The 26,144-nt window shown below is 56.0% G+C and carries 23 protein-coding genes; 17 read left to right on the top strand and 6 right to left on the bottom strand.

Annotated elements, in window-relative coordinates:
- Positions 1-49 precede the first annotated feature (49 nt).
- From fliS to B2T33_RS06480, 14 genes are all read left to right on the top strand, one after another.
- Positions 50-550: a flagellar export chaperone FliS gene (fliS, locus tag B2T33_RS06545; protein WP_008891644.1), complete on the top strand. Its 501-nt coding sequence runs from the start codon at positions 50-52 to the stop codon at positions 548-550.
- Between the two features lie 262 nt (positions 551-812).
- On the top strand, positions 813-2,453 hold the full coding sequence (locus tag B2T33_RS06540) for a flagellar hook-length control protein FliK (protein WP_286791537.1): 1,641 nt from the start codon (positions 813-815) through the stop codon (positions 2,451-2,453).
- 21 nt (positions 2,454-2,474) lie between these two features.
- Positions 2,475-3,272, top strand: coding sequence for a flagellar hook capping FlgD N-terminal domain-containing protein (locus tag B2T33_RS06535; protein WP_286791536.1), 798 nt, complete (start codon positions 2,475-2,477; stop codon positions 3,270-3,272).
- A gap of 48 nt (positions 3,273-3,320) precedes the next feature.
- Positions 3,321-5,066, top strand: a complete 1,746-nt coding sequence (locus B2T33_RS06530; protein WP_286791535.1) for a flagellar hook protein FlgE — start codon at positions 3,321-3,323, stop codon at positions 5,064-5,066.
- A 354-nt stretch (positions 5,067-5,420) separates the two neighbouring features.
- Entirely contained in the window at positions 5,421-7,022 is a 1,602-nt protein-coding gene (gene fliF, locus B2T33_RS06525; RefSeq protein WP_286791534.1) for a flagellar basal-body MS-ring/collar protein FliF, read from the top strand.
- A gap of 79 nt (positions 7,023-7,101) precedes the next feature.
- Complete coding sequence (locus tag B2T33_RS06520) at positions 7,102-8,358, top strand: FliH/SctL family protein (protein ID WP_286791533.1); 1,257 nt, start codon at positions 7,102-7,104, stop codon at positions 8,356-8,358.
- Positions 8,351-8,713, top strand: a complete 363-nt coding sequence (gene fliN, locus B2T33_RS06515) for a flagellar motor switch protein FliN (RefSeq protein ID WP_008891638.1) — start codon at positions 8,351-8,353, stop codon at positions 8,711-8,713. The genes B2T33_RS06520 and fliN overlap by 8 nt, the downstream gene beginning before the upstream one ends.
- 21 nt (positions 8,714-8,734) lie before the next feature.
- A complete protein-coding gene (locus B2T33_RS06510; RefSeq protein WP_008891637.1) occupies positions 8,735-9,529 on the top strand; it encodes a motility protein A in 795 nt (264 codons plus the stop codon).
- Between the two features lie 86 nt (positions 9,530-9,615).
- Positions 9,616-11,187, top strand: coding sequence for a sigma-54-dependent transcriptional regulator (locus tag B2T33_RS06505; protein ID WP_286791532.1), 1,572 nt, complete (start codon positions 9,616-9,618; stop codon positions 11,185-11,187).
- An 89-nt stretch (positions 11,188-11,276) separates the two neighbouring features.
- Positions 11,277-13,439, top strand: coding sequence for a flagellar biosynthesis protein FlhA (flhA, locus tag B2T33_RS06500; RefSeq protein ID WP_008891635.1), 2,163 nt, complete (start codon positions 11,277-11,279; stop codon positions 13,437-13,439).
- A 57-nt stretch (positions 13,440-13,496) separates the two neighbouring features.
- Positions 13,497-14,477, top strand: a complete 981-nt coding sequence (locus B2T33_RS06495; protein ID WP_286791531.1) for a GTP-binding protein — start codon at positions 13,497-13,499, stop codon at positions 14,475-14,477.
- A complete protein-coding gene (locus B2T33_RS06490; protein ID WP_008891633.1) occupies positions 14,474-15,262 on the top strand; it encodes a MinD/ParA family protein in 789 nt (262 codons plus the stop codon). Before B2T33_RS06495 ends, B2T33_RS06490 begins: the two co-directional genes overlap by 4 nt.
- Positions 15,263-15,268: 6 nt before the next feature.
- Positions 15,269-16,912: a hypothetical protein gene (locus tag B2T33_RS06485; RefSeq protein WP_286791530.1), complete on the top strand. Its 1,644-nt coding sequence runs from the start codon at positions 15,269-15,271 to the stop codon at positions 16,910-16,912.
- An 86-nt stretch (positions 16,913-16,998) separates the two neighbouring features.
- Complete coding sequence (locus tag B2T33_RS06480; protein WP_064788884.1) at positions 16,999-17,400, top strand: hypothetical protein; 402 nt, start codon at positions 16,999-17,001, stop codon at positions 17,398-17,400.
- Positions 17,401-17,404: 4 nt separating this feature from the next.
- Here B2T33_RS06480 and B2T33_RS06475 read toward each other — a convergent pair whose 3' ends face one another.
- The 4 genes from B2T33_RS06475 to B2T33_RS06460 all read right to left on the bottom strand — a co-directional run bounded on the left by B2T33_RS06475 (position 17,405) and on the right by B2T33_RS06460 (position 21,686).
- Positions 17,405-17,959, bottom strand: a complete 555-nt coding sequence (locus B2T33_RS06475; RefSeq protein ID WP_286791529.1) for a prolyl hydroxylase family protein — start codon at positions 17,957-17,959, stop codon at positions 17,405-17,407.
- 142 nt (positions 17,960-18,101) lie between these two features.
- Positions 18,102-18,752: an ATP-binding cassette domain-containing protein gene (locus B2T33_RS06470; RefSeq protein WP_286791528.1), complete on the bottom strand. Its 651-nt coding sequence runs from the start codon at positions 18,750-18,752 to the stop codon at positions 18,102-18,104.
- Positions 18,753-18,764: 12 nt separating this feature from the next.
- Positions 18,765-20,450 carry an ABC transporter permease gene (locus tag B2T33_RS06465; protein ID WP_286791527.1) on the bottom strand — a complete coding sequence of 562 codons (1,686 nt, stop codon included), beginning with the start codon at positions 20,448-20,450 and terminating at the stop codon, positions 18,765-18,767.
- Between the two features lie 6 nt (positions 20,451-20,456).
- Positions 20,457-21,686 carry an ABC transporter substrate-binding protein gene (locus B2T33_RS06460; protein ID WP_286791526.1) on the bottom strand — a complete coding sequence of 410 codons (1,230 nt, stop codon included), beginning with the start codon at positions 21,684-21,686 and terminating at the stop codon, positions 20,457-20,459.
- A gap of 207 nt (positions 21,687-21,893) precedes the next feature.
- On the opposite strand from B2T33_RS06460, the gene B2T33_RS06455 reads away from it, so the two are divergent.
- Together B2T33_RS06455 and B2T33_RS06450 are read left to right on the top strand one after the other, a co-directional pair.
- On the top strand, positions 21,894-22,628 hold the full coding sequence (locus B2T33_RS06455; RefSeq protein WP_197146857.1) for a TerC family protein: 735 nt from the start codon (positions 21,894-21,896) through the stop codon (positions 22,626-22,628).
- A complete protein-coding gene (locus B2T33_RS06450; RefSeq protein ID WP_286791525.1) occupies positions 22,628-23,107 on the top strand; it encodes a YbaK/EbsC family protein in 480 nt (159 codons plus the stop codon). The genes B2T33_RS06455 and B2T33_RS06450 overlap by 1 nt, the downstream gene beginning before the upstream one ends.
- A 12-nt stretch (positions 23,108-23,119) precedes the next feature.
- On the opposite strand, the gene B2T33_RS06445 is transcribed toward B2T33_RS06450, so the two are convergent.
- Together B2T33_RS06445 and fliI are read right to left on the bottom strand one after the other, a co-directional pair.
- Positions 23,120-23,548, bottom strand: coding sequence for a hypothetical protein (locus tag B2T33_RS06445; RefSeq protein ID WP_197146856.1), 429 nt, complete (start codon positions 23,546-23,548; stop codon positions 23,120-23,122).
- 26 nt (positions 23,549-23,574) lie between these two features.
- On the bottom strand, positions 23,575-25,161 hold the full coding sequence (gene fliI / locus B2T33_RS06440; RefSeq protein ID WP_197146855.1) for a flagellar protein export ATPase FliI: 1,587 nt from the start codon (positions 25,159-25,161) through the stop codon (positions 23,575-23,577).
- Between the two features lie 405 nt (positions 25,162-25,566).
- Between fliI and B2T33_RS06435 the strand changes: the two genes are divergently transcribed.
- Positions 25,567-26,144: response regulator transcription factor (locus B2T33_RS06435; RefSeq protein ID WP_286791524.1), on the top strand; the 578-nt coding region annotated here is incomplete at its 3' end.

Genomic DNA, 26,144 nt, shown 5'->3' with positions numbered 1-26,144 from the left:
TGCCATACATGCACACTGAACTCACGCTTAGCATACCAAGGAGTGTCGCATGAACGAACACGCCGCCCATACATACAAGCAACAACAGGTCAATACAGCCACACCGGCAAAGATGGTGTTCATGCTGTTTGAAAAGACCTTGTCGCGCTTGCAGGAGGCGCAACACGCGATTGAGCGGAATGACATTCAGGGCCGTTGCAATGCGAACTGCAGTGCACAGGAACTGATTGCCCATCTTTCGAACACTTTGGATATGGAACAGGGTGGCGAAATCGCCGCAAATCTGGAACGACTCTATACCCACTGCATGCTCCGTCTGATGGATGTGGATCGGAAAAATGATCCCAACGCCGCAGCAGAAGTGATCAAGCTTCTGACACCACTTCGGGATTCATGGGCCGAGCTTTCTGAGAAAAGCGAAGGTGAACTGCGTCAAGCAGTTTTGACCGCGCAACAAGCACGCCCGGCGCTTACCAACGAAACGGCAACTGCAAGCGAAGAAACAGAACCACAGGCACCGGCGAAAACCGGCCTGTCAATTTCTGCCTGATCCCAAACACCAGGTATCCCGCACAGGATTAAAGACCTCCGAAATTTTCGGAGGTCTTTATTTGTTTTTGGCCTGCTTTTGACTGCCCCCCTAAATCACAGGTTCATTTTTGCCCGGCATCGGCCAAACCCCGCGGAAGGCAAAATCTGCCCTTTCTGCCAACGCACTGCTAACCTGCTGAAAATATGTAGAAAACGTTAACAATCAAAACTGGCCCACCACTTGCACATGTTCTGACACTGCTTCCATAAGGACCAAGGTCATGAACAGCTCTGCGATTACAAACAGCGTGATGCCAACTGTCTCTATTCCCGGCACAAACCCTAGCGAACGCAAGGGATCGGGCTTTGGTGATGTCATGGCATCAATCACAGACAACTGGTCTGAGCAAAGTCATCAGGTCAAATACGACGCGGCAAAATCTGCCCAGAAGAATTTCGATGATCGGCGCTCGGATATGGATGCCGAAAGATCCGCACGCGACGAACGCAGCATCAATGAGGCGCGTTCCGAAGATCGCCGCGAAGAAGACCCTGTGCGCGCATCACATGATGACTACGAAGATCATGATGATCATGCCAAAATCGATGATCCAAAATCCGATGAACCGCGCGACGTGGAAGCCAACCCGGAAGATGATCGCGCTGGCGAGGACATGGAAACTGCCGATGGCGGTGATCGTTCAAACGATAACGAAGCTGCACCTCAGGACGGGGAAAACACTGCTTCCGCATCCGACGAAACCACATCAGCAGAATCAGATGATACCAAGTCAGATGGGGATAGCTCCCTGACGGCAGACGCTGGCATGGTTGATCCAAACCAGCCTGCACAAGCCGTTCCGCTTCCCGGATCCCCCGAAGCCATTGAATTGGCCAAGGCAGAAGCCGCTAAAATGAAGGCTGCTGGTGCTAATGGTGCAGCAAATGCCCAGAATGCAGCCCTGGCAAATGGTCAGGCAGCAACCGGTGCCGCCAATGGTAACGCCACTGCGGATAGCACGACAGACGGCTTGATGAATTCAACTGCCTTGTCGCAGCCTGCTGCTGCATCCTCTGCCAAGATGGCTCTGAATGGTGCGGATGCAGGGGCCGGCGATGAAATGTCCTCTGACAAGTTCCTTTCGCGGGTTGTCGATTCAATGACCGGTGACGGCAAAGGTAAAACCGATGCCACCGGCACCACAAACGCAGCAACCACCGGCCAGACCAATAACAGCACCCAGCAGGCTTCCGCAGCCAACCCGGCACAAACTGCCCAGGCAGCACAGCAGGCAATGGCTGCAGCAGCCGGACCGAACGCACAAAATAACCCGACCGCCGTGCAGAATATGTCAACCAACAGTGCGGTTACCGCAACTGGTGGCACTGAGGCCACAGCAACAGCCAACGGCCAACCGGGAAGTACCAACACCCTGCATCAGACCAACACGGGTGGTCAGACCGCGCACACCGCACGTCAGGCCCCGTCGCAACAGATTCAGCAGCAAGTCGCCGTTTCGATCCGCAATGCAGCCAGCGAAGGCGTTGACAAGATTTCTGTTCAGCTTCGACCGGAACATCTTGGGCGCGTCGATGTCAAAATGGAAATCGGTCAGGATGGCCGCATTCAGGGTGTCATTCAGGCTGACACACGCGAAACACTCGACATGTTGCGTCAGGACTCACGCGCCTTGCAGCAAGCGCTGAAAGACGCCGGTCTGAATGCAGACAGTCAAAGCTTCACCTTCGAACACAGGAATGAAGGTGGCCAGAGTCAGGAAGGCAACGGCCAATCCCGCATGACCGCCGATCAGGGCAGCAGCCCGGATGAAGGTGACGTCATGAGTGGAACCGAACTCGCCGAACATGTCGCCATTGGCTATGGGATTAATCCCAACGGCCTTGTCGATATCCGGATATAGAAAAGGTAGAGGGCACATCCCATGACCGTTTCATCCCTGACAAACGTTGGCCTCTCTCAGTCCAACACCAATGCCGGTTCAAGCAGCTCTGCCAGTCAGCTAGCGCAAAACTTTGATACGTTTCTGACCCTGCTGACCACGCAGCTCAAGAATCAGGATCCGACCTCGCCGATGGAAAGTGACAAATTCACCGACCAGTTGAGCCAGTTCGCCCAGGTTGAGCAAGGCATTCAGAGTAACAAGAACCTCGAAGACCTGCTCGCAATGCAGGGACAGCAGCGTCAGCTCTCTGCCCTGTCTTATGTCGGTGCGCAGATCGAGGCGGTTGGTGACACCAACTGGCGCGACGAAGGCGAAGAGCTCACCTACAAGTACAATGTCGCGCCAGAAGTTCCCCGTATGAAACTGCAAATTCAGGATCAGAGCGGGAAAACGATCTACTCCGAAGAACTCACCGATGTTTCTGGCCTCCAGACCTTTACCTGGGATGGCAAAAACAACAACGGTGTTGAACAGGACGCAGGTGCCTACACGCTGGTTGTTCAACCGATGGCCGCGAACGGTGACACCTTCAAGGATGACAAGGGCAGACCCGCCTCTGTCGCGATTGGGATCATCGGTACTGTCGACAGTGTCGATATCGACGATACCGACATCTATCTCCGTCTTGGCGATGTCTCTGTGCCGTTCTCGACGCTCACCAACGTCAAGTTGGGCGCGAACAGCACCGATACTGGCACTGACAATACTGACAATACCGATAATACTGATAATACCGGGGATAACTCCGGATCTGAACAGCAGGAAGAAGCCGCCTAGGGCATTCATCCGGATTTGATCAAAACCCTGTGAAACAGGAGAAGAAAAATGAGCCTTTTTGGTGCAATGATTTCCGGTGTTTCCGGCCTGAATGCCCAGTCTCAGAACCTGGGCGTCATCTCGGACAACATCTCGAACCTAAACACGATCGGTTACAAGGGAACCATCGGTCGTTTCTCGACCCTTGTAACTGAATCTGCCACAGATACCCGCTACACGCCTGGTGGCGTTCGGTTCCATCCGACCGCACTGATCAGCAAGCAGGGACTGTTGCAGGCCACCTCGTCAACCACAGCAGCAGCCATTTCTGGCGATGGCTTCTTCATCGTTCGCGGTACTGCATCGCCGGGTACCAATGACGAACTGTTCTTCACCCGTGCTGGCGACTTCAAGCCGGATGATGACGGCTATCTGCGCAACACCGCTGGCTACTATGTTCAGGGTTGGGCGACTGACCGCGAAGGGGGCCTTCTTGATGCGAACGGTAACGCAACGACTTCAAACAGTTCGGCTGTCACCGATCTTCAGGTCCTTGATATCAACTCGATCCTGACGGCAGCTGCATCGACCACCAACATCGAATTCGGCGCCAACCTGAACTCGGACGAAACGGCTGTTACCGGTGGCACGGCAACCTCGACCACCACGGGCCTCGATTATGACACGACCGATCTGACGACGCTTGCCGGCATCAACAACGGCGACCAGTTCAGCATCACTCACAACGGCACAACGACGACCATCACCATCAATACGGGTGATACGCTCGAAGATCTGGCAACTGCCATCAGTGCGGTGACTGGTATCAATGCCAGCACCACCACAACTGGCACGAACGACACATTGACACTCACAGCTGCTTTTGCAGATCAAGGAGTGACCTTTGCAAACGTCACCGGCACACCATTTAGTGCCACGGGCATTACGGTTCCTGGTGTTCCAGGCACCCTCGCGCCGACCTATACCGCAGGTAACCTTGCAACCGGAACAGTTGCCGAAGACAACTCGATGCCGGTTACCATCTACGACTCCCTTGGTTCGGCACACACTGTGAACCTTCAGGTTGTCAAACTGGGTCAGAACCGTTGGGGCTTCGAACTTATCGGTAACACCACGACCGGTGAACTTGATACCACCGATCATCCGAACGGTTTGATCCAGGCCGGTACGGTCACATTCGACGGTTCTGGTAACCTTCAGAGCTTTACGGGTGTGCAGGCGACCATCGGTGCCACAACCATCGGTGTAAACGGCAGCCTGGTCGACACTGATATTTCGGCTGAATGGACCAATGGTTCCGACACCAGCGAATTCACCCTTGATTTCGGTACCATCGGCCTTGGCAACGGCATTACCCAGTTCGCCGCCGGTTCGGATGCGAACGGTAACCTTGTCGAATACACCACCCACTTCATCAACCAGAACGGTGCGCAGGCCGGGACCATGGTGAACTATGCCTTCACCGAGGAAGGCTTCCTGCAGGTGGAATTCGCAAACGGTGTTAAACGCCCGGTTTATAAACTGGCGATTGCAACATTCGAAGCCCCTGATGAAATGGAAAACCACACTGGTAACGTTTATCGCCAGACACGTGAGTCGGGTGATTACCTGCTGCGTGAACCGGGCCTGAACGGTGCCGGTAACGTTGTGGCATCGGCACTGGAAGGGTCCAACGTCGATCTTGGTGAGGAATTCACCAACATGATCGTTACCCAGCGCGCCTACTCCGCGAACACCAAGACGATCACCACGACCGATGAAATGCTCGACGAGCTGATCCGTATCAAACGGTAATTGACATCTGTTTCAGGGCGTTAGCCCGCCCTGAAACATATTGCACCAATAGAGACTCGCCCGGCACAATTGCCGGGCTTCTTTTTGCCCGATTGACTCACTACATTAAGGACAGAACAATTCGGTCATTAAATATCCAAGCGATTCAAATCACTGATAAATTTGAATCCGATGACTGGGCAAAAATTGCCGGTTGTTAACCTGTTCTTCAGCATGGAGAACTATTCGTTGTTAATGCTGGTCGTATTCCGCACGGATCGATCCGCATGGGGACAGTGGTAAATTTTCGTTTCGGAGCAGTCGAACGTGGGCGGCTTGTTACAAACACTCAAGGGTCTGGGACCAACGCGGCTGATGGCTATCAGTGGCGTGGGCGTGTTGTTGCTTGTCTTCTTTGCATTCCTGATCATGCGTGTTTCAGCCCCGAACATGGAACTGCTCTATCGCGATCTGGATCCGGCAGACGCCAGCCAGATCGTCAATCGCCTCGAAGACCAGCAGGTTCAGTACCAGTTGCTGAACAACGGTACCGAAATTCTTGTCCCGGCCGATCAGGTCAACCGCATGCGTCTGACCATGGCCGAAAGCGGCCTGCCGACCGGCGGCTCTGTCGGGTATGAGGTATTTGACAATTCCGACGGCTTTGGCGCCACCAGTTTCGAACAGAATATCAACCATGTTCGCGCCCTTGAAGGCGAGCTGGCCCGCACGATCGCATCCATTCAGGCGATCCAGCAGGCGCGCGTTCATCTGGTTCTGCCAAAACGTCAGATGTTCTCACGCGAAACCCAGGAAGCCAGCGCCTCTATCGCGGTCAAGATGGCCGGTGGCGAACTGAAACCCGAACAGGTTGTTGCCATCCAGCATCTTGTGGCTGCTGCGGTGCCCCAGCTTGATCCGGGCAAGGTATCGATCATTGATGAACGCGGCCGGTTGCTTGCGCGCGGTGACGGCGAACAGCAGTCGTCGACATTCCTAACCCAGACCGCCGATGAAATGCGCATTCGCACCGAAAGCCGCCTGCGCAATACCATCGAAGATCTTCTGTCGCGCTCCCTTGGTTACGGCGAAGTCCGCGCCGAAGTCTCGGTCGAAATGGACTTCAACAAAATTACGACTGCCAATGAGCGGTTTAATCCGGATGAGCGGGTCATTCGTTCAAGCCAGACGATTGAAGAAAACGCGACCAATTCCGAGACCGAAGGCACCGATCCGGTAACGCTTCAGAACAATCTGCCGGATGCCAATTTTGATGCTGCGAACGGTGCAGGGACCCAAAGTCAGGAAAGCCGCACCGAAGAAACGGTCAATTACGAGATTTCTAAAACAACCACCACACAGGTAAAGGAAATCGGTGAGATTTCACGCGTGACGGTAGCCGTCCTTGTTGATGGCACCTATACCACTGATGAAAATGGCGAGCGCCTGTATCAGGAACGCTCCCCGGAAGACCTTGAAAAGATCGCAGCACTCGTGCGCAGTGCCATCGGCTATGACCCACAGCGCAGCGATCAGGTCGAGGTTATTAACATGCAGTTTGCTGATACTGCCGACCTGTTCCCGGATGAAGAGATCGAGACCTTCCTTGGCCTCGACAAGGCTGAAATCTTCCGCATCGCCGAGATGCTGGTGCTGGCGATTGTTGCCATCCTCGTCATCCTGCTGGTGGTACGCCCGCTTCTGACCCGTGCGTTCGAAACTCTGCCAAGTGCGGCGGATATGGCACAGCGTCAGCTTCTTGCCGATGACATGACCGCCGACGGCACGCCGGCCCTTGAAGGTCCGGCACCTGTTCCGATGGCGCCTGGTATGGATGACGGCGAAGAACTGATCAACCTGTCGCAGGTTGAAGGTCGCGTGAAAGCATCCTCGGTCAAGAAGATTGGCGAGATCGTGGAGAAACACCCGGAAGAAGCTCTCTCGATCATTCGCAACTGGCTGTATCAGGAGAGCTAATTCTCCTGACAGTTATCGGCTCACTGGCAGCCGCAGGGCTGCCTTCCTTTTGTTGCTCAAGGCGTTTTAGCAGTTCGATATGACGGCCATTGAAAAGTTCACATTCTCACTCAGCTTCGACGATGCCGACAACGTAATCCGTTCGGCAGGCAAAGAGGATGAGCATTACGAACTGGGCACGAAAAAGAAGAAAAAGAAAGAAGAAGAAGCCCCGCCGCCCCCGCCGCCTGTCTATACAGAGGAACAGGGTGCACAAATGGTCGCCGATGCTGAAAAGCGCGGCCAAGAGCAGGGTTTTGCCGAAGGTCACAAACAAGGCTTTGACGAAGCCCATCAGCAAATCATGGCGTCGCTTGAAAAGGCGGTTGGCGATGTGGAATCCGAAATCGCCGAAAAGCTCGCCCAGATTGACGAGCAGCAGAAGCGCGCCAATGCCAAGATCAACGAAGATGCCATTCACGTTGCCCTTGGTGTCATTCGCAAGCTGGCCCCGGCCTGGTCCAAACAGTACCAGATGACCGAAATCGAAGACATCGTCCGGCAATGTCTTGCCAACCTGTTTGAAGCCCCGAAAGTCATGATCAAGGTCAATCCCGACCTTGAAACAGAAGTCGGTGCAGCCGCCCAGCGCATTGCAGACTCCCGGGGATTTTCCGGCAAGGTTGTTGTGGTTGGCGAGCCGGACGTCGCAATGGGTGATTGTCAGGTATCCTGGGGCGATGGCACGGCTGTTCGCGACAGTGCGCGGATATGGTCGGAAATCAACGCCATCATCGACAATGCACTGACCCTGCATGCCAACGACCATGATCTGCCCGAAAGCAATATGGGCGATCCCGAAATGCAGGAAAGCCGCCTCCCCCCCGAGGTGAAGGCCCCGGCACAGCCTTCTGCACCGGTTCAGTCAAGCGGACCGGCACCGGATCAGGCCGAAACCGTAAATCAGATCACACCCGAGATGCCATCCGCCAAAGAACCCGCTGAGCCCGGCTCTGATACGCAAGAAGGCGATGGCACCGCGGCGCGGAATATGCAAACATTGCAAGAAGATACGAAGGCTGAATCGGCAACCACCGATGGCGCGATACACGGACCGGAAACGGACACGACACCGCCGCCACAGCCGACACCGGAACCAGACATTACAGATCAGGCGGAAAACAAGCCTGAACCACAAAAAGACCAGACAACGGCGACAGCGCAAGGCCCTGCACAGCCTGGTAATTCCGGCCCGGAAACCGAACAGACGGCTGCGCAGGAAGACCCGACGACCACAGCCGATAAAACGGCTGCTGTGAAGCAACCGACCAAAGACGCAGGAGACGAAAATGGCTGATGATGACGATCTGGAACTCTCGGAGCTCGACGACGATAACATCGAACTCGAGGGCGAAGGGACCGAACTTCTTGCTGCGGCCGAAGCCGGCAGCGAGCAGATGAAGACTTCCAAGGATCTCGAAGCCGTGTACGATATTCCCGTTCAGGTTTCGGCAGTTCTTGGCAAAGCAACCATGCAAGTCAGCCAATTGCTGAAACTTGGTCGTGGTGCCGTGGTAGAGCTTGACCGTAAAGTTGGTGAAGCTATTGATATCTATGTGAACAACCGTCTCGTCGCACGCGGCGAGGTGGTGGTCGTGGAAGACCGGCTTGGTGTGACCATGACGGAAATCATCAAATCCGAGAAAAGCTAACGTAAGAGAGGATATCCGACTATGGCCGAAGGGGGGACTAAAACGTCGTTTGACATTGCGACAGTCGGGGGACTGGCCATTGGCTTTGCGTTGGTGATTGCTGCAATCATCTTTGGTGGATCGCCGGGTGCGTTTATCGATATCCCCTCTGTCCTGATTGTTATCGGCGGTACAGCAGCCATCACTGCTGTCAGCTTTGCGCTGGGCGAGTTTCTCGGCTCTGGCAAAGTGCTGATGCGCACGATTTTCCACAAATCGCGCAATCCGGCGGATGCGGCACTTCAAATTCTTCAGCTTGCCGAAATTGCCCGCAAAGGCGGTGTACTGTCGCTTCAGGGGCATCTTGATAGCTTGCAAAGCGAAGAATATCTCTGGAAAGGCTTGTCGCTCGTCGTTGACGGCACCCCGCCCGAGGAAGTCGAAGCCATCATGCGCAAGGACATGAACGCCACCATCGGCCGCCACCAGAAAGGTGCCAACATCATGAAAAAGGCCGGTGACGTTGCACCGGCGATGGGCCTGATCGGGACGCTGATCGGTCTGGTGCAGATGCTGGGGAACCTTGATGATCCGTCATCGATTGGTCCGTCGATGGCTGTTGCGCTTTTGACGACCTTCTATGGCGCGGTTCTGGCCAACATGGTGTTCATGCCGCTTGCCGGGAAGCTTGAACGCAACTCCAGCGACGAGGAACTTTTGAATTCGGTCTACATGGTTGGTGCTGTTTCCATCGGTCGACAGGAAAACCCCCGTCGTCTGGAAATGCTGATCAACTCGATCCTGCCGCCGTCAAAACGCGTCAGTTACTTCGATTGATCGTGAATGTGAATATGGTGGTTCTGGCGCATCAATGCTTTTTTGATGCGCCGGGTCCCCGAAACTGATCGGAAAGAGATGATACGATGCAGGTACTGATCGTTGGTGGACTGGGCGGACAGATAGGCGCAGCCAGCAAGATCGCAATGGCGCGCGGCGCTTCGGTCCAGTTGGCCGAGAGTGTCACGACTGCGCTTAACATCCTGCGGGCGGGCAACCGGATTGATCTGGTCATGGCTGATATCACCCTTGATGTCGCCGCCCTGATTGAAGGCATGGTTGCAGAGCGCATCACGACCCCGGTTGTGGCCTGTGGCATCGGCAATGACGTCAATGGTGCGGTCAATGCGATCAAGGCAGGTGCCCAGGAATTCATCCCCCTGCCCCCAGAAGCCGATCTGATTGCCGCAATTTTCGAAGCCGTCACCGAAGAAAGCCACGCCCTGATCCATCGCGATGCGCGCATGGCCGAGACGCTCCGACTGGCAAGTCAGGTGGCCAACAGCTCGGCATCCATCCTGATCACGGGCGAAAGCGGCACCGGTAAGGAAATCATTTCGCGCTATGTGCACCGCAAATCCAACCGTTCGGACAAGCCGTTCGTTGCCGTTAACTGTGCGGCCATCCCCGATAACCTTCTTGAATCCGAATTGTTTGGCCATGAGAAGGGCGCCTTTACCGGCGCCCAGGCACGACGTATCGGCAAGTTCGAAGAAGCCAACGGCGGCACCCTTCTGCTTGATGAAATCAGCGAAATGGATGTGCGCCTTCAGGCAAAGCTTCTGCGTGCCATTCAGGAAAAGGAAATTGACCGGCTTGGTGGCAAAAGTCCCGTTAAGGTCGATGTCCGAATTCTTGCGACCTCGAACCGCAATCTTGAGGCCGAAGTCAATGCCGGCAACTTCCGCGAGGATTTGTATTTCCGCCTGAACGTGGTCAATCTGGACATCCCGTCACTGCGCGAACGTCCCGATGACATCCCGGTTCTGGCCGAATTCTTTGTCAAAAAATACTCTGATGCCAATGACGTTCCGGTCCGCCCGATCAGCCCGCTTGCCATCCAGCGCCTGCTGTCTCACCACTGGCGGGGCAATGTCCGCGAACTTGAAAACACCATGCATCGCGCGGTTCTGATCGCAGGTCCCGATGAAATCGGGCCAGAGGCCATCATGCTGTCTGGCGAAAGCAACGCACCTGCCCCGGCAGCCGCAGCGCCCGTATCGCAGGCCCCTGCACCATCTGCGTCTGCACCGGCCCCGTCTACGACGGCACGCGCCAGTTCGGCCTATGCCAGTGCCAATGCCGCCTATGGCGCAGCATCATCGGCCTATCAACCCAGCGCACCAGCCCCCGCACCATCTACCCCATCCGCACCCGCGAGTGAAGCCCCTGCTCGGGATGATGACGCAGACAGCGGCGATGACGGCGCGTCCGATGAAAGCACTGCTGGAAACGGCTCTGTGACCTCGGCACTTGTCGGGCGCACTGTTGCTGATGTCGAACGTGATCTGATTATTGATACGCTCAAGCATTGCTTTGGCAACCGCACCCATGCGGCCAACATTCTTGGCATTTCCATTCGGACCCTGCGCAACAAACTGCGCCAGTATACCGACGAAGGACTTGCTGTACCGGCCCCGGGCGACGGTCACGACTGAACATGAAATTTCGGCGCGCTGTCCCCATCTTCAAGGCAGGTAAAGGCGCAACGAACATCGAGCAAGCAACAGGATAACAAGCAAAGACAATGGCCGAAGGTCAAGACATCACACCGACTGGTTCCGGCGGCTCTGACGGCCCCGGCGGCGGTGCGCCGGGCGGGTTAAATCTCGGCGCCATTCAGTCGCGTGTCGCTTCGGCCATGAAGCGTGGCGATATCGCCATGGCGCTCGGCTTTATCATGATCCTTGTGGTCATGATGTTCCCGATGCCGCCCTGGCTGCTTGATTTCATGCTGGCCCTTTCGATCAGCTTCTCCGTGCTGATCCTGATGACGTCGCTGTTCATCCAGAAGCCGCTTGAATTCAACTCTTTCCCGACGATCCTGCTGGTGGCGACGTCGCTCAGACTTGCGTTGAACATCGCGACAACCCGACTGATCCTTGGTTATGGGCACGAAGGTACCCATGCCGCCGGTGCCGTGATCGAGGCGTTTGGCAGCTTCCTGATTTCGGGCAATTTCGTCATCGGGATTATCGTCTTTGCCATCCTTGTCATCATCAACTTTGTCGTCATCACCAAGGGTTCCGGCCGTATTGCCGAGGTCGCGGCACGTTTTACCCTTGATGCAATGCCCGGTAAGCAGATGGCGATTGATGCCGACCTGTCATCGGGCCTGATCAATGAAGAACAGGCAAAGGCCCGCCGCAAGGAACTTGAAGATGAAAGTTCCTTCTTCGGGTCGATGGATGGTGCATCGAAGTTTGTTCGTGGTGATGCGGTTGCCGGTATTCTGATTACGTTTATCAACGTGATTGGCGGCATCATCATCGGCACCGCCCAGATGGGCCTTTCCCTGGCCGAGGCAACCGAGACTTACACGATCCTGACCGTCGGCGACGGTCTGGTGTCCCAGATCCCGGCCCTGATCGTTTCGACCGCAGCAGGCCTTCTGGTCACCAAGGGTGGCCTTGATGGCGCAACCGAAAAGGCCGTTTTCGGGCAGGTCAGTAACTATCCGGCGGCCCTTGGCGTTGCTGCCGCCCTGATGGGGGGCATGTCCCTTCTGCCGGGCATTCCGATGATCTGGTTCCTCGGATTGGCGATCGGGTTGGGGTATCTCGCCTATTACATGAGCAAACGCCAGAACGCAGCCGTTGCCGAAGAACAGATGAAAGAAACCCAGGCCGCGGCCGATGCCGCCGGCCCGCCGCCGGAAGAACCCATCGCCAATGCGCTTCGTATGGACTATGTGCGTCTTGAACTGGGCTATGGGTTGCTGTCGCTGATCAGTACCGAACGCGGCCAGAAACTGACCGATCAGATCAAGGCACTGCGTCGCCAGCTTGCCGGTGACATGGGCTTTGTCATGCCGTCGGTGCGCATTCAAGACAACATGCAACTGCCCGCCAACACCTATGTGCTCCGCGTCAAGGAGATCGAGGCAGGCCGCGGTGATCTTCGCCCGAACATGTTGCTGGTGATGGATCCGCGCGGCGAGGAAATTACCCTGTCGGGCGAAAAGACCATGGAGCCGACCTTCAACCTGCCTGCGATGTGGATCGAACAGGGCATGAAGGAAGAGGCAATGTTCCGTGGCTATACGGTGGTTGATCCGCAAACCGTGATCACGACGCACATCACCGAAGTGATCAAGGATCACATGCCCGAACTGCTGTCTTATGCCGAAACGCAAAAGCTGCTTGATGAACTTGATGAAGACCAGAAAAAACTGGTCGAGGATATCGTTCCCGGTCAGGTTTCCGTCGGCGGTGTTCAGCGCGTATTACAGAACCTTTTGACCGAACGCGTTTCCATCCGCGATCTGCCGACCATCCTTGAAGGCATTGCCGAATCCACTGCCTTTACCCGCAATCCGACCTTCATGACCGAACATGTCCGGTCACGACTGGCCCGTCAGTTATCAGATGTGAATACCAATCAGGACGGCGTCATTCCGCTGGTCACCATGTCGCCGCAGTGGGAACAGATCTTTGCCGAAAGCCTGGTTGGTCAGGGCGAGGAAAAGCAGCTTTCCATTCCGCCAAGCCAGCTTCAGGAATTCATCAACAAGGTCAGAACGACGTTCGAGCGCCTTGGCATGATGGGCGAAAGCCCGGTCCTTCTGACCAGCCCGGGCATCCGGCCCTATGTGCGATCCATCGTCGAGCGTTTCCGGCCGAGCACCGTGGTGATGTCGCAAAACGAAATCCACCCCAAGGCACAGCTGAAAACGCTGGGGCAGGTGTGATGCGCATGATCAACCAAACCGCCCTGCTTGCGGACATGAAAAACCGGGGGGAACTGAATGCGTCTTAAGACCTTCACCGCCCCCACCATGACCGAAGCGATGGGGCTCGTTAAAGAGCACATGGGCACCGATGCCATCATCGTATCCACACAGGATATCCCCGGCAGTGGCGTGCGCCTGACGGCCGCCCTTGATCGTGATCCCGACTATGGTGATGACGAGGGCCCGGCCCCCGCCCTTCAGGAACAGCTTGATGCGGTCGAGGCCGCCCTGACGCGGCATAATTTGCCGGAACGGCTGCGCATTCGCCTGTGTGATCTGATGGGGCGCGAAACGGCTGCTGCATCCGAGCAACAATTGCTGGCCGGTGCGCTTGACGAAATCTTTGATTTCTCGCCCCTGCCGGAAAAGAACACGCCGCGCGCGCTGGCCTTCGTTGGCCCGCCCGGATCGGGCAAAACACTGGCGGTTGCCAAAACCGCGGCACGTGCGGTGATGAAAAAACGCAAAGTTGCTGTTCTTTCAACCGATTACAAACGTGCCGGTGGCATGGCCCAGCTTGAGGCCTTTACGAGAATTCTCAAGATTGATCTGCTTGCGGCGAAATCACCGGACGATCTCAAGGCGCGCTTTGGTGAAATCCGCGAAGCCGATGTCATCCTGATCGATACGGCAAGCTGCAACCCCTATCTTGAAACCGAAATTGGCACGCTTCGTGAATTCATGAAAGCGGTGCCGAGTGAACCGGTGCTGGTGAACCCTGCGGGGATTGATGCCTATGAGGCGGCTGACATTGCCAATGCCTTTGCCGATGGTGGCGCAACACGTGTCGTGATCTCGCGACTTGATGTTGCCGCCCGACTTGGCGGTGCGCTATATGGTGCCGATTCAGGAAATCTTTCCCTTTGTAATGTCAGTATGACAGCCCAGGTTGCGGACGGCCTCACCGCCCTTAGTCCCCTTGCCTTGGCAAAACTTCTGATACCGTCCCATCGCGCTGATACCGCGAAACCGAGCTTCTCCGAGGTCGTGAAATGACTACCAAGTCTGATGCATCACCCAAATCTGCCCCGCGGGCCAAAGGCCGCAATGTCCTTGCAGTTGCATCTGGCAAAGGCGGCGTTGGCAAGACCTGGTTTTCCATTACGCTCACCCATGCGATGGTTCTCGAAGGCCACAAGACCCTTTTGTTTGACGGTGACCTTGGCCTGGCCAACATCGACATTCAGCTTGGCCTGATGCCGAAATATGATCTGGGCGGCGTGATTGCCGGGCGGATCAGCCTGAAAGACGCGGTAACCCACTTCCCCGATGGCGATTTCGATATCATTGCCGGGCGCAGCGGATCTGGCAGCCTTGCCAACCTGCCAGCCACCCGGCTTCAGGCGCTGTCGGACGAATTGCTCCAGACCGGCAAGGAATATGATAAGGTATTGATCGATCTTGGTGCCGGTGTTGATCAGGGCGTGCGCCAGATGACCGGCCTTGCCAATACGGTGATTGTGATCACCAACGGCGATCCGACCTCTTTGACCGACGCTTATGCCTTTATCAAGATCACCCATATGGCCCGCCCGAAAACCGATATCCGGGTGGTGGTCAACATGGCCAAGGACAAGAAAGAAGGTCAGGCGATCTATAACAAGCTTCTCAAGGCGTGCGAGGGCTTTTTGAAGATTTCACCGCCGCTGCTTGGCGTTATTCGTGCGGATTCCAAGGTATCGGAATGCATTCGCAACCAGACGCCGCTTTTGACCCGTCATCCGAACTGCGATGCCGCCCAGGATATAGAGGCAATCGCCCAAACCCTTCTTGAGGAGTAGGTTGTCATGACTCTCCCGCCACAAGCAATATCGCCCGGCCCTGCCGTCGGTGGACATGCTTCGGCGGGTGGGACTGCCGGACAGGCCAATCAGGGTTCGGTTCCGGCACAAATCAATGCAACCGTCACAACCGCCACCCCGCAACAGGTCGCTGCCGCACTGGCAAAGCTCCCTATCGAAACGCTTTTGCAGGCATCGGTTCAATCACAATCAGGCAATCAACTGACCCTTGCCACCGCCCTTGGTTCGGTCACGGTCAGGATCCCCACCCCGCTTCCCAGTAATCTCGGCGATCTTCTGTGGGCCCGCATTCCGACAACCAATCCCGGCGCCGGCCAATCCGCAACGGGCGGCAACCCTTCTGATGGCATGCGCCTGCAACTTCTGCCGCAAACCCTGTCGCCGGGGGAATCCGGGGTAACCGGTGCCCTTGCCAACGGAAATATCGCTGGTAGCAGCCTGACACCCGGCCAGACATTTGGCGCGGTGACAACATCCATCCTGACCATGCCCAATGGCACCCAATTGCCCGCCGGAAGCCAGACACAGGTTATCTTCCTGGGTCAGGGCACAGTAACCGCACAGCAGGCCGCCAATGCCATGGCGTCAGCTGCTCAGGCCGGTTCTGCTGGTTCGGCGGGTATGGCAGGTGGCGCTGGCACAGGCGGCATGGCTGCCGGAATGGGACCAACCGTTGCTGCACAAACAGCCGCCGGGCAAGGCCCTGTTGGCACCTTGATGCTGACCGGGACAGTCTTGCCCCCTGATAGTGCCGAGGCCCGCCTGCTGCCTCAGGGTTTCACAGCCCTTCGCACCTCTGCCGGGATTGTTGGCATCAAATTGCCGGTTCCCGCGCCCACGGGTGCTACCCTGTCATTTAACGTTGATCCATCGGGCGGTGCCAAGGTATCGACATCCGTCCCGATGACCGAGGCACAATTGATCGCGCGCGGTCAGGCCGCCGCCCTCACCCATGACTGGGACAGTCTGCACAGGGCGGTTAGCGCCCTTCAGCAACATGATCCCGGTGCAGCACTCAGCATGCTGAACAACATTCCCCAGGCTGGCCCCAAACTGACCACCACCATGATGTTCTTCTTTGCTGCCATGACAGGTCAGGGCGGCAGTTTGCGTGGCTGGCTCGGCGATCGTGCCGCGACCAGCCTGGCCACCCTGTCCGATACAGACGGTGGCGGGCTTAAACGGCTTGAAGGTGATTTTGCCCAGTTGCGTGCGATGGCAACCGAAGAACGTCCGGATGGCTGGCGCGTGATGGCGATGCCGTTCAATATGGGCGACAAGATCGAACAGCTTCAATTGGGCTGGCGGCATGGTGATCGTGAAAATGATCCCGACAAACCCGATGATCAGGGCACGCGTTTCCTGCTGGATCTGTCTTTCAGTGTGGTGGGTCACACCCAGCTCGACGGCCTTGTGAAGGGCGAGGACAGCAAGTTTGATCTGATTGTCCGTACCGAAAACCCGTTGCAATCCCATAACCGCGATGACATTCGCGGCATCTTCCGCGAGGCCCTTCAAATTGCCGGTTACACCGGCCATATCCTGTTTCAGGATGGGTCGCGTTTTGTCGAAATTGCTCCGGTGCCCGATGGCAAGGACCCGCATTCCCACCACGGGATCGAGGCATAAGGATCATCATTCTGAAATGAATGCTTTTCCTGCCTTGGGCGCGGACGTATCCTAGAATTCATCCCTTTTGACAACGGTTGGAAGCCATGCTTGAGATTTATCAGCGCCGTAATCTGATCCAGACAGAGCCGAACCCGGGCACGAGGATTGATTATGTCGTTACCCTGCAAAGCAATCTGACCGGTGCCAAGGATGTCTTTCCGGCGCGCCTGACGCTGCGTTATGTGCCCGACCGCCTGATTCTTAAGACAAGCAATCTCGCGGAATATTACGCAGAGATCGCCAGTATCGAGTTTGAAAATTTCGAAGCCGCCGCCGTTCTGTTGATGGATGATTTCAACAACGAACTGGTTCCGCGCTGGATCAGCCTGCGTCTGGACAAACAGACGGCCGATAACGATCAGGTCTTCCACCACGAAACCGCCCTTGAAGACCGTCAGCCGAAATGGGGCAACCCGCGCCTTCTGGATCGTCTCGAACGTTACTGAGCAATCAGCGGAACGGGTTCCCGTGCACCCACTGGGTCAGGGAATAACGAAGACCCGCCGTGGTCGGTGCCACGCGATGCAAAACAAAGCTCGGAAAGAAGATCGCTGATCCCCGCGCCATCGGTGCATCGATAAAGTGCCCGGCCGGGTTAAGCTGCAATTGTCCGCCTTCATACTGATCAGGCTCGGAAAGCTGGATCACCATGGTCAGTTTGCGACGGCGTGCAACGTCTGATGCACCGACGTCACTGTGCCAGTCATAATGGCCGCGCAAATCCCCGGCATAACAGGCAATCTGGGCGTCCTCGGCAAACTCTGTCAGGGAAAAGTCAAAGACGTTGCGATTGACCTCGGCAACCAGATCGACAATCCGCCGACAAACAACCGGTTCCTGTTCTTCGTTAAACCAGGTGATTTTGGATCGGCGAATATGGGTCGCGGCCTGCCCCTGTACGAGGCCGCCTTCATCCATCTCGTGGGTAAAGCCATTGATCAGGCGGTCACAGGTCGCCGGATCAAGCGCATCCGGGACAATTGCAAACATTTCTTCAGGGAACATTTACGACACTCTCCAGGCCGCACGGGCCTTTTGATTTAACGTCTTGGGCCCAAGATCATTCTTTGCGACAAGATGCTCTTAAGACCAATCATCGCGCGATACCAGAAAATTCAAAACATGTCACCGATCCATGTTCGTGTATCTAGCCACGCAGTTCAATCACCCGCCCACCGGCGGCTGCACCGTCTTCGGGGTCATGGGTTACCATCACGGTCGGCAGACTGTTCTTGCGGCACAGGTCAAACACAAACGACCTGATCTGGGACCGAAGGCCGCTATCGAGTTTTGAAAATGGCTCATCAAGCAACAAGGCACAAGGTTCCGATAACAGAACCCGCATCAGGGCCACCCGCGCGCGCTGCCCGCCCGACAATGTTGCCGGATCACGATCATAAAACCCGTCCATCTCGGCACTACCAAGGGCTGCCTCAACCCGCCCACGCCGGGCCGCACGCCCCTCAATGTGCGCGGGCAGGGCAAAAGCCAGATTGCCCCCCACCGAAAGATGGGGAAACAGCAAGTCATCCTGAAACAGAATGCCGACATGGCGATCTTGTGGTGCCAAGCCATCAAGCACCCTGCCATCAAGAACCACCTGACCGGTTACCTCAAACGCATCGGGCAAGGTGCCACAGATATGCCCAAGCAAACTCGATTTTCCCGATCCGCTCGGCCCCATAAGGGTCACGATCTCGCCCGGTGCAATGGTCAGATCGACCGCAACCAGTTCACGCCCGTCAAGGCGCACCCGCACGTCATGCAATTCCAGACCGTTTTTGGCTGCTTCAGGCATGTATCATCCTTATCATCCTTTGTTCTGCGCACCCATGCCGCGCCGGTGACGGAATAAAACCGCCGGGATAAGCAAGGCCAGGGCAAATCCGGCAAACGGCAAAACCATCTGAAACAATCCATAAATCCCGATCATCCGGCGATCCCCGCCAGATGCCAAGGCGACCGCCTCTGTCGTGACAGTGGCAAAGCGCCCGGCCCCGATCAGTAACGTTGGCAAATATTGCCCGACCGTGACGGCAAGCCCAACCGCCGCCGCCGTTAACACAGCACGGGTCAAAAGCGGAAAGCGCACCTGCCAAAATACCCGCGTGGGCGACGCGCCAAGGCACAGGGCGGTTTGCCCATAGCGCGGATCAAGGGCACGAAACGGTTCCGACAGCGATAAAAACACATAAGGTGCGACAAACACCAGATGCCCAAGAACGACTGACACCAATGTGCGTTCCAGCCCAATCAGGCTAAAGAACACCTGAAGGCCAAACATGAAGCTGATTTGTGGCACCAGAAGCGGCAGATAAATCAAAAACATCGCCCGCCGCCCGGCGACTTTGCCGGTGCGCACCTCGTTCTCAAGGCAGGCCAAGACAAGGCTTACAGCAATCACAACCGCAGGAATACCGATCAGAAGGGTCGTGGTCAGGCTATTGCCAATTGCATCAAGTTCCCGCGCCCAAAGACGCAGCGAAAAACCACGCGGCAACAGATCGGGAAACGCCCAGAACCCGGCAACACTCCAGACCAGCAAAACCACAAGTCCAAGAACCACCGTCCCGGCCGCAACCAGCGCCATCACTGCCAATACCCCACGCACAGCACCATCTTGCTTGAAACGATGCCCATCAACTGCCCATCGCGCCCCAACGCTGGCAACAAGACGTTCGCCCGCGATCCAGATGGCCATGGCCGCGATGACGATCAGCAATTGCAGCACCGCCGCACTTGATGCCATGAACCGCATGGCAAGATCGGGATCAGACAACCATCCCAGAATGCGCACGGCAAGCGGGGCCGGTGTCGTCGGGGCCAGAATGATCGCCACATCCACAACCGACGTCGAATAGGCCAGAACCGCCAGAATAGGCAGGCGGATTTGCGGATAGATGCGCGGCAAGGTCGCCTTGAACCATCCGGTGATACGGCCATAACCAAGGCTTGCTGTGACCTGTGCTGTGCGATCTGTATCGGCCTGCGGCAGGGCAGAAAGTGTCATCAGAAACAAAAACGGGATTTCCTTGGCCACCAGCCCGGCAATCAGGGCGATGCCCCAAGGATCATGGATAATCGCAACATCCGGGGGTCGATCCCAGCCGGTGAATTGCGCCACCACCCGAACAAACCAGCCCGATGGTGCAATCAAAAATGCCAGACCAAACGCCGCCGTCGCATGCGGCACCGACAGGATCGGCGACAATATCCGTTGCAAGGCATGAAAGATACGCGTTCCCTGCCATGCGGCACAAAACAGCATGACAATCGCAACCGAGACAAAGGTTGCGATCAATCCATTGACCAATGAAAGCCGGATCGATGCGCCCATTCCCGGCTGAGCCATCAGCGAATGCCAGGGATCAAGGCTGGGCGTCGTGCCCCCAAGGGCAGGCAATATTCCGAAGGCCGGCAATATGGTTCCGATCAGCCCGGCGGAAACCGGGCCAATCATCAGAACAATCGTCAGGATCGGGATAAATCGCAGCATACGCGATTATTGCACAACGCCGTAACGCTTCTGCCATTCTGTTTCGACCAGCGACATCCAGCTTGGATGCGGTTCCGGCAAGACGGTGCCGCGCTCAGCGGGTGCAAGCGATGCGATGCCGAGATCAAGATTGGCAAAGGCTTCCTGCATGTCTTGGGGAAGTTTATCCATCGCCAGTACCGTATCCGCGCCCCAATATTTCGGGTCCTGCTTGCGCAGTTGCGCTTCGGGTGACATCAGGAAATCGGCCAGTACAACTGCGCCTGCCTTGGCCGATGCGTTATAGGGGATGGCGACGAAGTTGGTATTGCCAAGGGTGCCATTCTCAAACACGTAGGAGCGCACGGTATCGGGAAGCTCGAACGCCTCGATCGCAGATGACACTTCGCCGGAACTGAATGAAAAGGCGATATCGACCTCGTTATCCGCCAGAAGGGTGCGCATCGATGCCCCGTTCTGCGGGTAGGCCTGACCATCGCGCCACAAAAGCGGCTGCAAATCTTCAAGATAGCCCCAAAGCGGTGCCAGGGTTGCCTCGGCATCGGTTTCATCGGCGGGCTGTTGCAAAACTTTTGGGTCTTTGACCAGTTCGGTCAGTATCTGTTTAAGGAAGGTCGAGCCCATATAGTTCGGCGGCTGCGGATAGGTAAACCGCCCCGGATGTTTCACCAACCATTCCAGCAATTGCTGGGCGGATTTCGGGACGGTATCAAGCTTGGCAGTATCGTAATAAAAACTGACCTGCGCCATGCCCCAAGGGGCTTCAAGCCCGTCGGTCGGCACGGTGAAGTCATTGATCACCGTCGGTTTGCCTTCGACATCGACATAGGCAAAGTTTGGCGTTTGTTCCGCCCATGGCCCGAACAGAAGGTCATTGCGCTTCATCGCCGCAAAGTTTTCGCCGTTAATCCAGATCATGTCGACGGCACCGCCATCATCAACACCGGCGGTCTTTTCCGACAGAACACGGGTAACGGCATCGGCGGTGTCGGTCAGTTTGACTTGGACCACCTCAACGCCATAGCGTTCGCGCACCTGTTCACCGGCCCAGGCGATGTAATCATTAATGCGCGGCTCCCCGCCCCAGGCATGCCAGTAAACGGTCTGGCCACGGGCCTGATCCAGAACCGATTGCCAGTTCCCGACATCCGGCGCCGGGTCTGCAAAGACAGGCGTCGACAACGTCGTCGTCGCAAGCCCCATTGCCAGCGCCAAAGCAGAAACGAAAGTGCGCATTTTTGATCGCATCTCGGACAATCCTTTTACCTGATGACCCAAAGCCCTTCCCGCATGCCGGGCGTGACTGGTTGATTGGTTTTGTTCCTGTCAGTTTTTCAACAGACGGCACATAAAATCAATTCACGCTTGCGTTAGGGGCCTATCAAACACACTTTGTCTGCAACAAGTTGTTCGCTTTTTGCGCCCCTGTTTAGGAAGTTTTCGATGTTTGAATGGATGAGTGATCCCAACATGTGGATGGGCCTTGCCACCCTGACCGCGCTCGAAATTGTGCTGGGCATCGACAACATCGTTTTCCTGTCGGTGATTGTCTCGAAACTTCCGCAAAACCAACAGGCATCGGCACGCCGCATAGGTCTTCTTGCGGCGATGGGCATGCGGCTTGGGCTTTTGGCCGGTATCGCCTGGGTCATGCAACTGACCTCGCCGCTTTTCACAGCCTTCGGTCAGGAAATCAGCGGCCGCGACATGATCCTTATTTTTGGTGGTCTGTTCCTGATTGCCAAGGCGTCCAAGGAAATTCATCACACAATTGACGAGCCAGAAGAACACGGCCCGGGCAAAATCATGTCGAGCTTTGCCATGACCATCGTGCAGATCATGCTGCTTGATATGATTTTCTCGCTTGATAGCGTCATCACTGCGGTTGGTCTGGTCGATCATATCTCGATCATGGTGATCGCGGTCATCGCATCGGTACTGGTGATGCTGATGGCGGCCAAGACCATTGGCGACTTTGTCGAACAAAATCCCTCTGTCAAAATGTTAGCGCTATCATTCCTTATTCTGGTAGGGTTTGTGTTGCTTCTTGACGGGGTCGAAATACACGTGCCGAAAGGCTACATCTATTTTGCAATGGCCTTTAGCCTGTCGGTCGAGACGCTCAATCTTCTGAACCACAAACGTAAACTCAAACGTCGTGCGCAAGAGAATGGCTGATGAAAAAAGTTGATCCGCCGCTATGTCTAGCAAACGCCTTCATGGAACGCGAACTTGAAAACGTCGACGTATTTGAGTTTCCCGAAGGCACACGCACCGCTGCCGACGCTGCAAACGCCATTGGCTGCGATATCAGCGACATTGGAAAATCACTGGTCTTTATGACCGAGGCATCCCGACCGGTCCTGTTCATCATGAATGGTGCCGATCAGGTCGATCTCGACAAGGTCGCCGCCCTGCTGCGTTTATCCGTCCGCAAGGCCGATGCCGCCGAAGTCCGCGAACATACAGGCTACGCCATTGGCGGCGTTCCACCGTTTGGTCACGCCAAACCCGTGGAAACGCTGATCGATAAAAAGCTTCTGGCAAAGAAATCCATCTGGCTTGCCGCCGGGACACCCAAAACAGTGTTTGAGCTTAAAACAAGCGACCTCAAGCGCGTAACCGGCATCGAAACCGGCGTTAATATCGCCGTCTAACTATCCCGGAAATCACATAAGCCCGTCATCGCGTGTCGCCGAACGCATGCCGATTTCGTCAAGTTCGTCTTGTTCTTTCTTGTCTTCTTCGGCGCGTTCGGCCTCAAGCCGATTACGTTCGGCAATTTCGGCAGTTTTAAATTCTTTGAAGGCGTCAGCAACTTCATCGCGGAAGACGTCGATCTTTTCTTCCTGTTCGGCAATCATTTTTTCGATTGCCTCACGCTCTGCGATCACTGCGGTGGCAAACCCGCCATAGGCAAACCCGGCAAGTTCCGGATTTTCGGCCGCGATCTTTTGTTCGGCCAGTACCGCCTGTTCGAGGGCTTCTTTTTCCGCTTCAAGATTACCCAGAACACCAAGCATTTCGCCCAATTGGCGCTGCTTTTCATCAAGCGCCCATTTGCGCATGCGCACCAGTGTTTTGAAATCCTTGGCCATGGGTTACCCCCTAGGGTCCGCGATCATTACGATCCATTCCCTGATGCGTCATTCCCGCCTTCGCTCAGCGCACGCTTGGCCGCGTTCAGGTCCTGCCCGTCACGTTGTGACCGGCTGTTAACCTTGGGCCCGCGATTGATCTTGGGCCCGATTGACGGCGGTGGTGCAGGGCGGGGGGCTGGCATTTCCGGCCCTCCTGCGGGCTGTTGCGGCTTGGCACTTCCCGCTTGCCGCGCCTGCCCACCCGGTTGTCCTTGGGCATGGGCAGGCTGTTCGGGTTGCTCGGCCAGCATGTCGAGACGCCGGGCCAATTCCAGATATCCCTCATTGAGGCGCGTGCATTCCGTCTTGCGCTGTTTAAGGAATTCCTCGATTAGCGGGAAGTAATGAATGGCTTCGTCGACCTTGGGATCAGTTCCCTTGCGATAGGCCCCCAGACGGATCAGTTCCGCCATATCATCGTAAGTCGCCAGAAGCTGGCGTGCACGGGCAACGATCTGGTTTTCTTCCTCGTTATTGCAGCCTGGCATGGTACGCGACACACTGCGCAGGATATTAATCGCCGGATAACGGCCTTGCTCGGCAATCGCACGATCAAGCACCACGTGCCCATCCAGAATACCGCGCACCGCATCCGAAATCGGTTCGTTGTGGTCATCGCCGTCAACCAGAACCGTAAACAGCCCGGTGATCGATCCCTGCCCCGGTCCACCGGGACCGGCACGTTCCAAAAGACGCGGCAATTCGGCAAACACGGTCGGTGTATAGCCCTTTGATGCCGGCGGTTCACCCACCGACAGGCTGATTTCACGTTGCGCCATGGCAAAGCGGGTCACGGAATCCATCATGCACAAGACATCGCGACCGACATCGCGGAAATATTCCGACAGCGCCATGGTCATGTAGGCCGCCTGGCGGCGCATCAGCGGTGGTTCATCTGATGTCGCCACGACGACAACCGAACGACGCAAGCCTTCTTCGCCCAGATCATCTTCGATAAATTCGCGTGCTTCGCGGCCACGTTCGCCAATCAGCCCCACCACCGACACATCCGATGTCGTATGGCGCGTCATCATCGACAGCAAACTTGATTTACCAACACCCGACCCGGCAAAGATGCCCATACGTTGCCCGCGGCAACAGGTCAGAAACGTGTTCATCGCCCGAACGCCAAGATCGATCTTGCCCGCCACGCGCTGGCGCGAATGGGCCGATGGTGGCATGTTGCGGATCGGATAAGGGCGGTTACCCTCAGACAGCGGACCTTTGCCATCAACCGGCTCGCCAAAGGCATTGACCACACGGCCCAGCCAGCTTTCATCGGGATAGACTTGCGGTTGGGTATCGCCAAGTTCGACTTCGCAGCCGATCCCGATTCCGTCCAGAATACCAAACGGCATCAAAAGGGCGCGTTCATTGCGAAAACCGACAACCTCGCAAATCACGGTTTTGCCATCGCGGCGTTTGACCTTGCACCGGTCGCCAACCGACAACGCACCTTCGACACCGCCAATCTCGACCAGAAGGCCTAAAACGGCAGTCACCCGGCCAACCACGCGATAGTCGGGAATACGGCGGAGTTCTGCGACGATATTGCGGCCAATCTGAAACACAGGCGGTTCTTTTCAGCGAAAATGGTACAAACAACTCTTGTAACACGGAAATTTGCCCTGCCGAACGGTAACAGGGGTGGCAAATCGTACCGCGTCGTACCAAATATATAGTCATAGTCGGTATTAAAAAGCCGTGTAGACGATTAAATCGATTTTTTTTCGTTGCATAAGGCTTTTGGAATTAACACCGCAAACCGTTGGGAAAACTTGCGTTCCGTCCCCGAGTCGCTTGTTTGAACGAAAAAAAGTTAACAAGTTGCGACTCGCCTGCTTGCCACGAGTCGCAAAGCAACGTATCGTTAACCGAATGGGGAAAATTTCCCAAAGGCCGGCAATCGTTGGGGCGCTTGTCGATCTACCGGATCAACACGGACTTATTGCGGAACACGGTAACGGAGCAGAGACATGCGGGTGCTGCTTGTTGAGGATGACAACACCTATGCTGACAGCATCGAATTGATGCTTAAGTCTGAGGGCATGGTGATTGACACTACCGACCTTGGGGAAGATGGTCTCGAGATCGGCAAGCTTTACGATTATGACATTATTCTTCTGGACCTTATGCTGCCAGATATTGACGGCTACGAGGTCCTGAGACGTTTGCGCGACGCACGCGTCGAAACACCGGTCCTGATCCTGTCGGGTCTGACCGAAACCGAAGACAAGGTCAAAGGCCTTGGCTTTGGCGCAGATGACTATCTGACCAAGCCTTTCGAGAAAACCGAACTTCTGGCACGTGTGCAGGCAATTGTTCGCCGTTCACGCGGCCATGCCCAGTCGATGATTTCGACCGGTAAACTCAACGTCAACCTGGATGCACGCACCGTCGATGTCGATGGCAAACCGCTGCATCTGACCGGCAAGGAATATGGCATTCTGGAACTGCTGTCGCTGCGCAAGGGCACGACACTGACCAAGGAAATGTTCCTCAACCACCTTTATGGCGGTATGGACGAGCCGGAACTCAAGATCATCGACGTCTT

It is taken from the genome of Thalassospira sp. UBA4513 (assembly GCF_002388495.1).
GTDB lineage: Bacteria > Pseudomonadota > Alphaproteobacteria > Rhodospirillales > Thalassospiraceae > Thalassospira > Thalassospira tepidiphila.
The sequence above is the reverse complement of the archived record's forward strand: the minus strand, read 5'-3'. Positions and strand labels throughout refer to the sequence as shown.

Excerpts from the sequence above, each read along its gene's own strand:
- fliF (WP_286791534.1), top strand. The coding sequence starts at position 5,421 with ATGGCTATCAGTGGCGTGGGCGTGTTGTTGCTTGTCTTCTTTGCATTC.
- B2T33_RS06470 (WP_286791528.1), bottom strand. The coding sequence starts at position 18,752 with ATGCCTGAAGCAGCCAAAAACGGTCTGGAATTGCATGACGTGCGGGTG.
- B2T33_RS06455 (WP_197146857.1), top strand. The coding sequence starts at position 21,894 with ATGTTTGAATGGATGAGTGATCCCAACATGTGGATGGGCCTTGCCACC.
- fliS (WP_008891644.1), top strand. The coding sequence starts at position 50 with ATGAACGAACACGCCGCCCATACATACAAGCAACAACAGGTCAATACA.
- fliN (WP_008891638.1), top strand. The coding sequence starts at position 8,351 with ATGGCTGATGATGACGATCTGGAACTCTCGGAGCTCGACGACGATAAC.
- B2T33_RS06505 (WP_286791532.1), top strand. The coding sequence starts at position 9,616 with ATGCAGGTACTGATCGTTGGTGGACTGGGCGGACAGATAGGCGCAGCC.
- B2T33_RS06485 (WP_286791530.1), top strand. The coding sequence starts at position 15,269 with ATGACTCTCCCGCCACAAGCAATATCGCCCGGCCCTGCCGTCGGTGGA.
- B2T33_RS06490 (WP_008891633.1), top strand. The coding sequence starts at position 14,474 with ATGACTACCAAGTCTGATGCATCACCCAAATCTGCCCCGCGGGCCAAA.
- B2T33_RS06535 (WP_286791536.1), top strand. The coding sequence starts at position 2,475 with ATGACCGTTTCATCCCTGACAAACGTTGGCCTCTCTCAGTCCAACACC.
- B2T33_RS06480 (WP_064788884.1), top strand. The coding sequence starts at position 16,999 with ATGCTTGAGATTTATCAGCGCCGTAATCTGATCCAGACAGAGCCGAAC.
- B2T33_RS06510 (WP_008891637.1), top strand. The coding sequence starts at position 8,735 with ATGGCCGAAGGGGGGACTAAAACGTCGTTTGACATTGCGACAGTCGGG.
- B2T33_RS06495 (WP_286791531.1), top strand. The coding sequence starts at position 13,497 with ATGCGTCTTAAGACCTTCACCGCCCCCACCATGACCGAAGCGATGGGG.
- B2T33_RS06520 (WP_286791533.1), top strand. The coding sequence starts at position 7,102 with ATGACGGCCATTGAAAAGTTCACATTCTCACTCAGCTTCGACGATGCC.
- B2T33_RS06465 (WP_286791527.1), bottom strand. The coding sequence starts at position 20,450 with ATGCTGCGATTTATCCCGATCCTGACGATTGTTCTGATGATTGGCCCG.
- B2T33_RS06460 (WP_286791526.1), bottom strand. The coding sequence starts at position 21,686 with ATGCGCACTTTCGTTTCTGCTTTGGCGCTGGCAATGGGGCTTGCGACG.
- B2T33_RS06445 (WP_197146856.1), bottom strand. The coding sequence starts at position 23,548 with ATGGCCAAGGATTTCAAAACACTGGTGCGCATGCGCAAATGGGCGCTT.
- B2T33_RS06475 (WP_286791529.1), bottom strand. The coding sequence starts at position 17,959 with ATGTTCCCTGAAGAAATGTTTGCAATTGTCCCGGATGCGCTTGATCCG.
- B2T33_RS06540 (WP_286791537.1), top strand. The coding sequence starts at position 813 with ATGAACAGCTCTGCGATTACAAACAGCGTGATGCCAACTGTCTCTATT.
- flhA (WP_008891635.1), top strand. The coding sequence starts at position 11,277 with ATGGCCGAAGGTCAAGACATCACACCGACTGGTTCCGGCGGCTCTGAC.
- B2T33_RS06530 (WP_286791535.1), top strand. The coding sequence starts at position 3,321 with ATGAGCCTTTTTGGTGCAATGATTTCCGGTGTTTCCGGCCTGAATGCC.
- B2T33_RS06450 (WP_286791525.1), top strand. The coding sequence starts at position 22,628 with ATGAAAAAAGTTGATCCGCCGCTATGTCTAGCAAACGCCTTCATGGAA.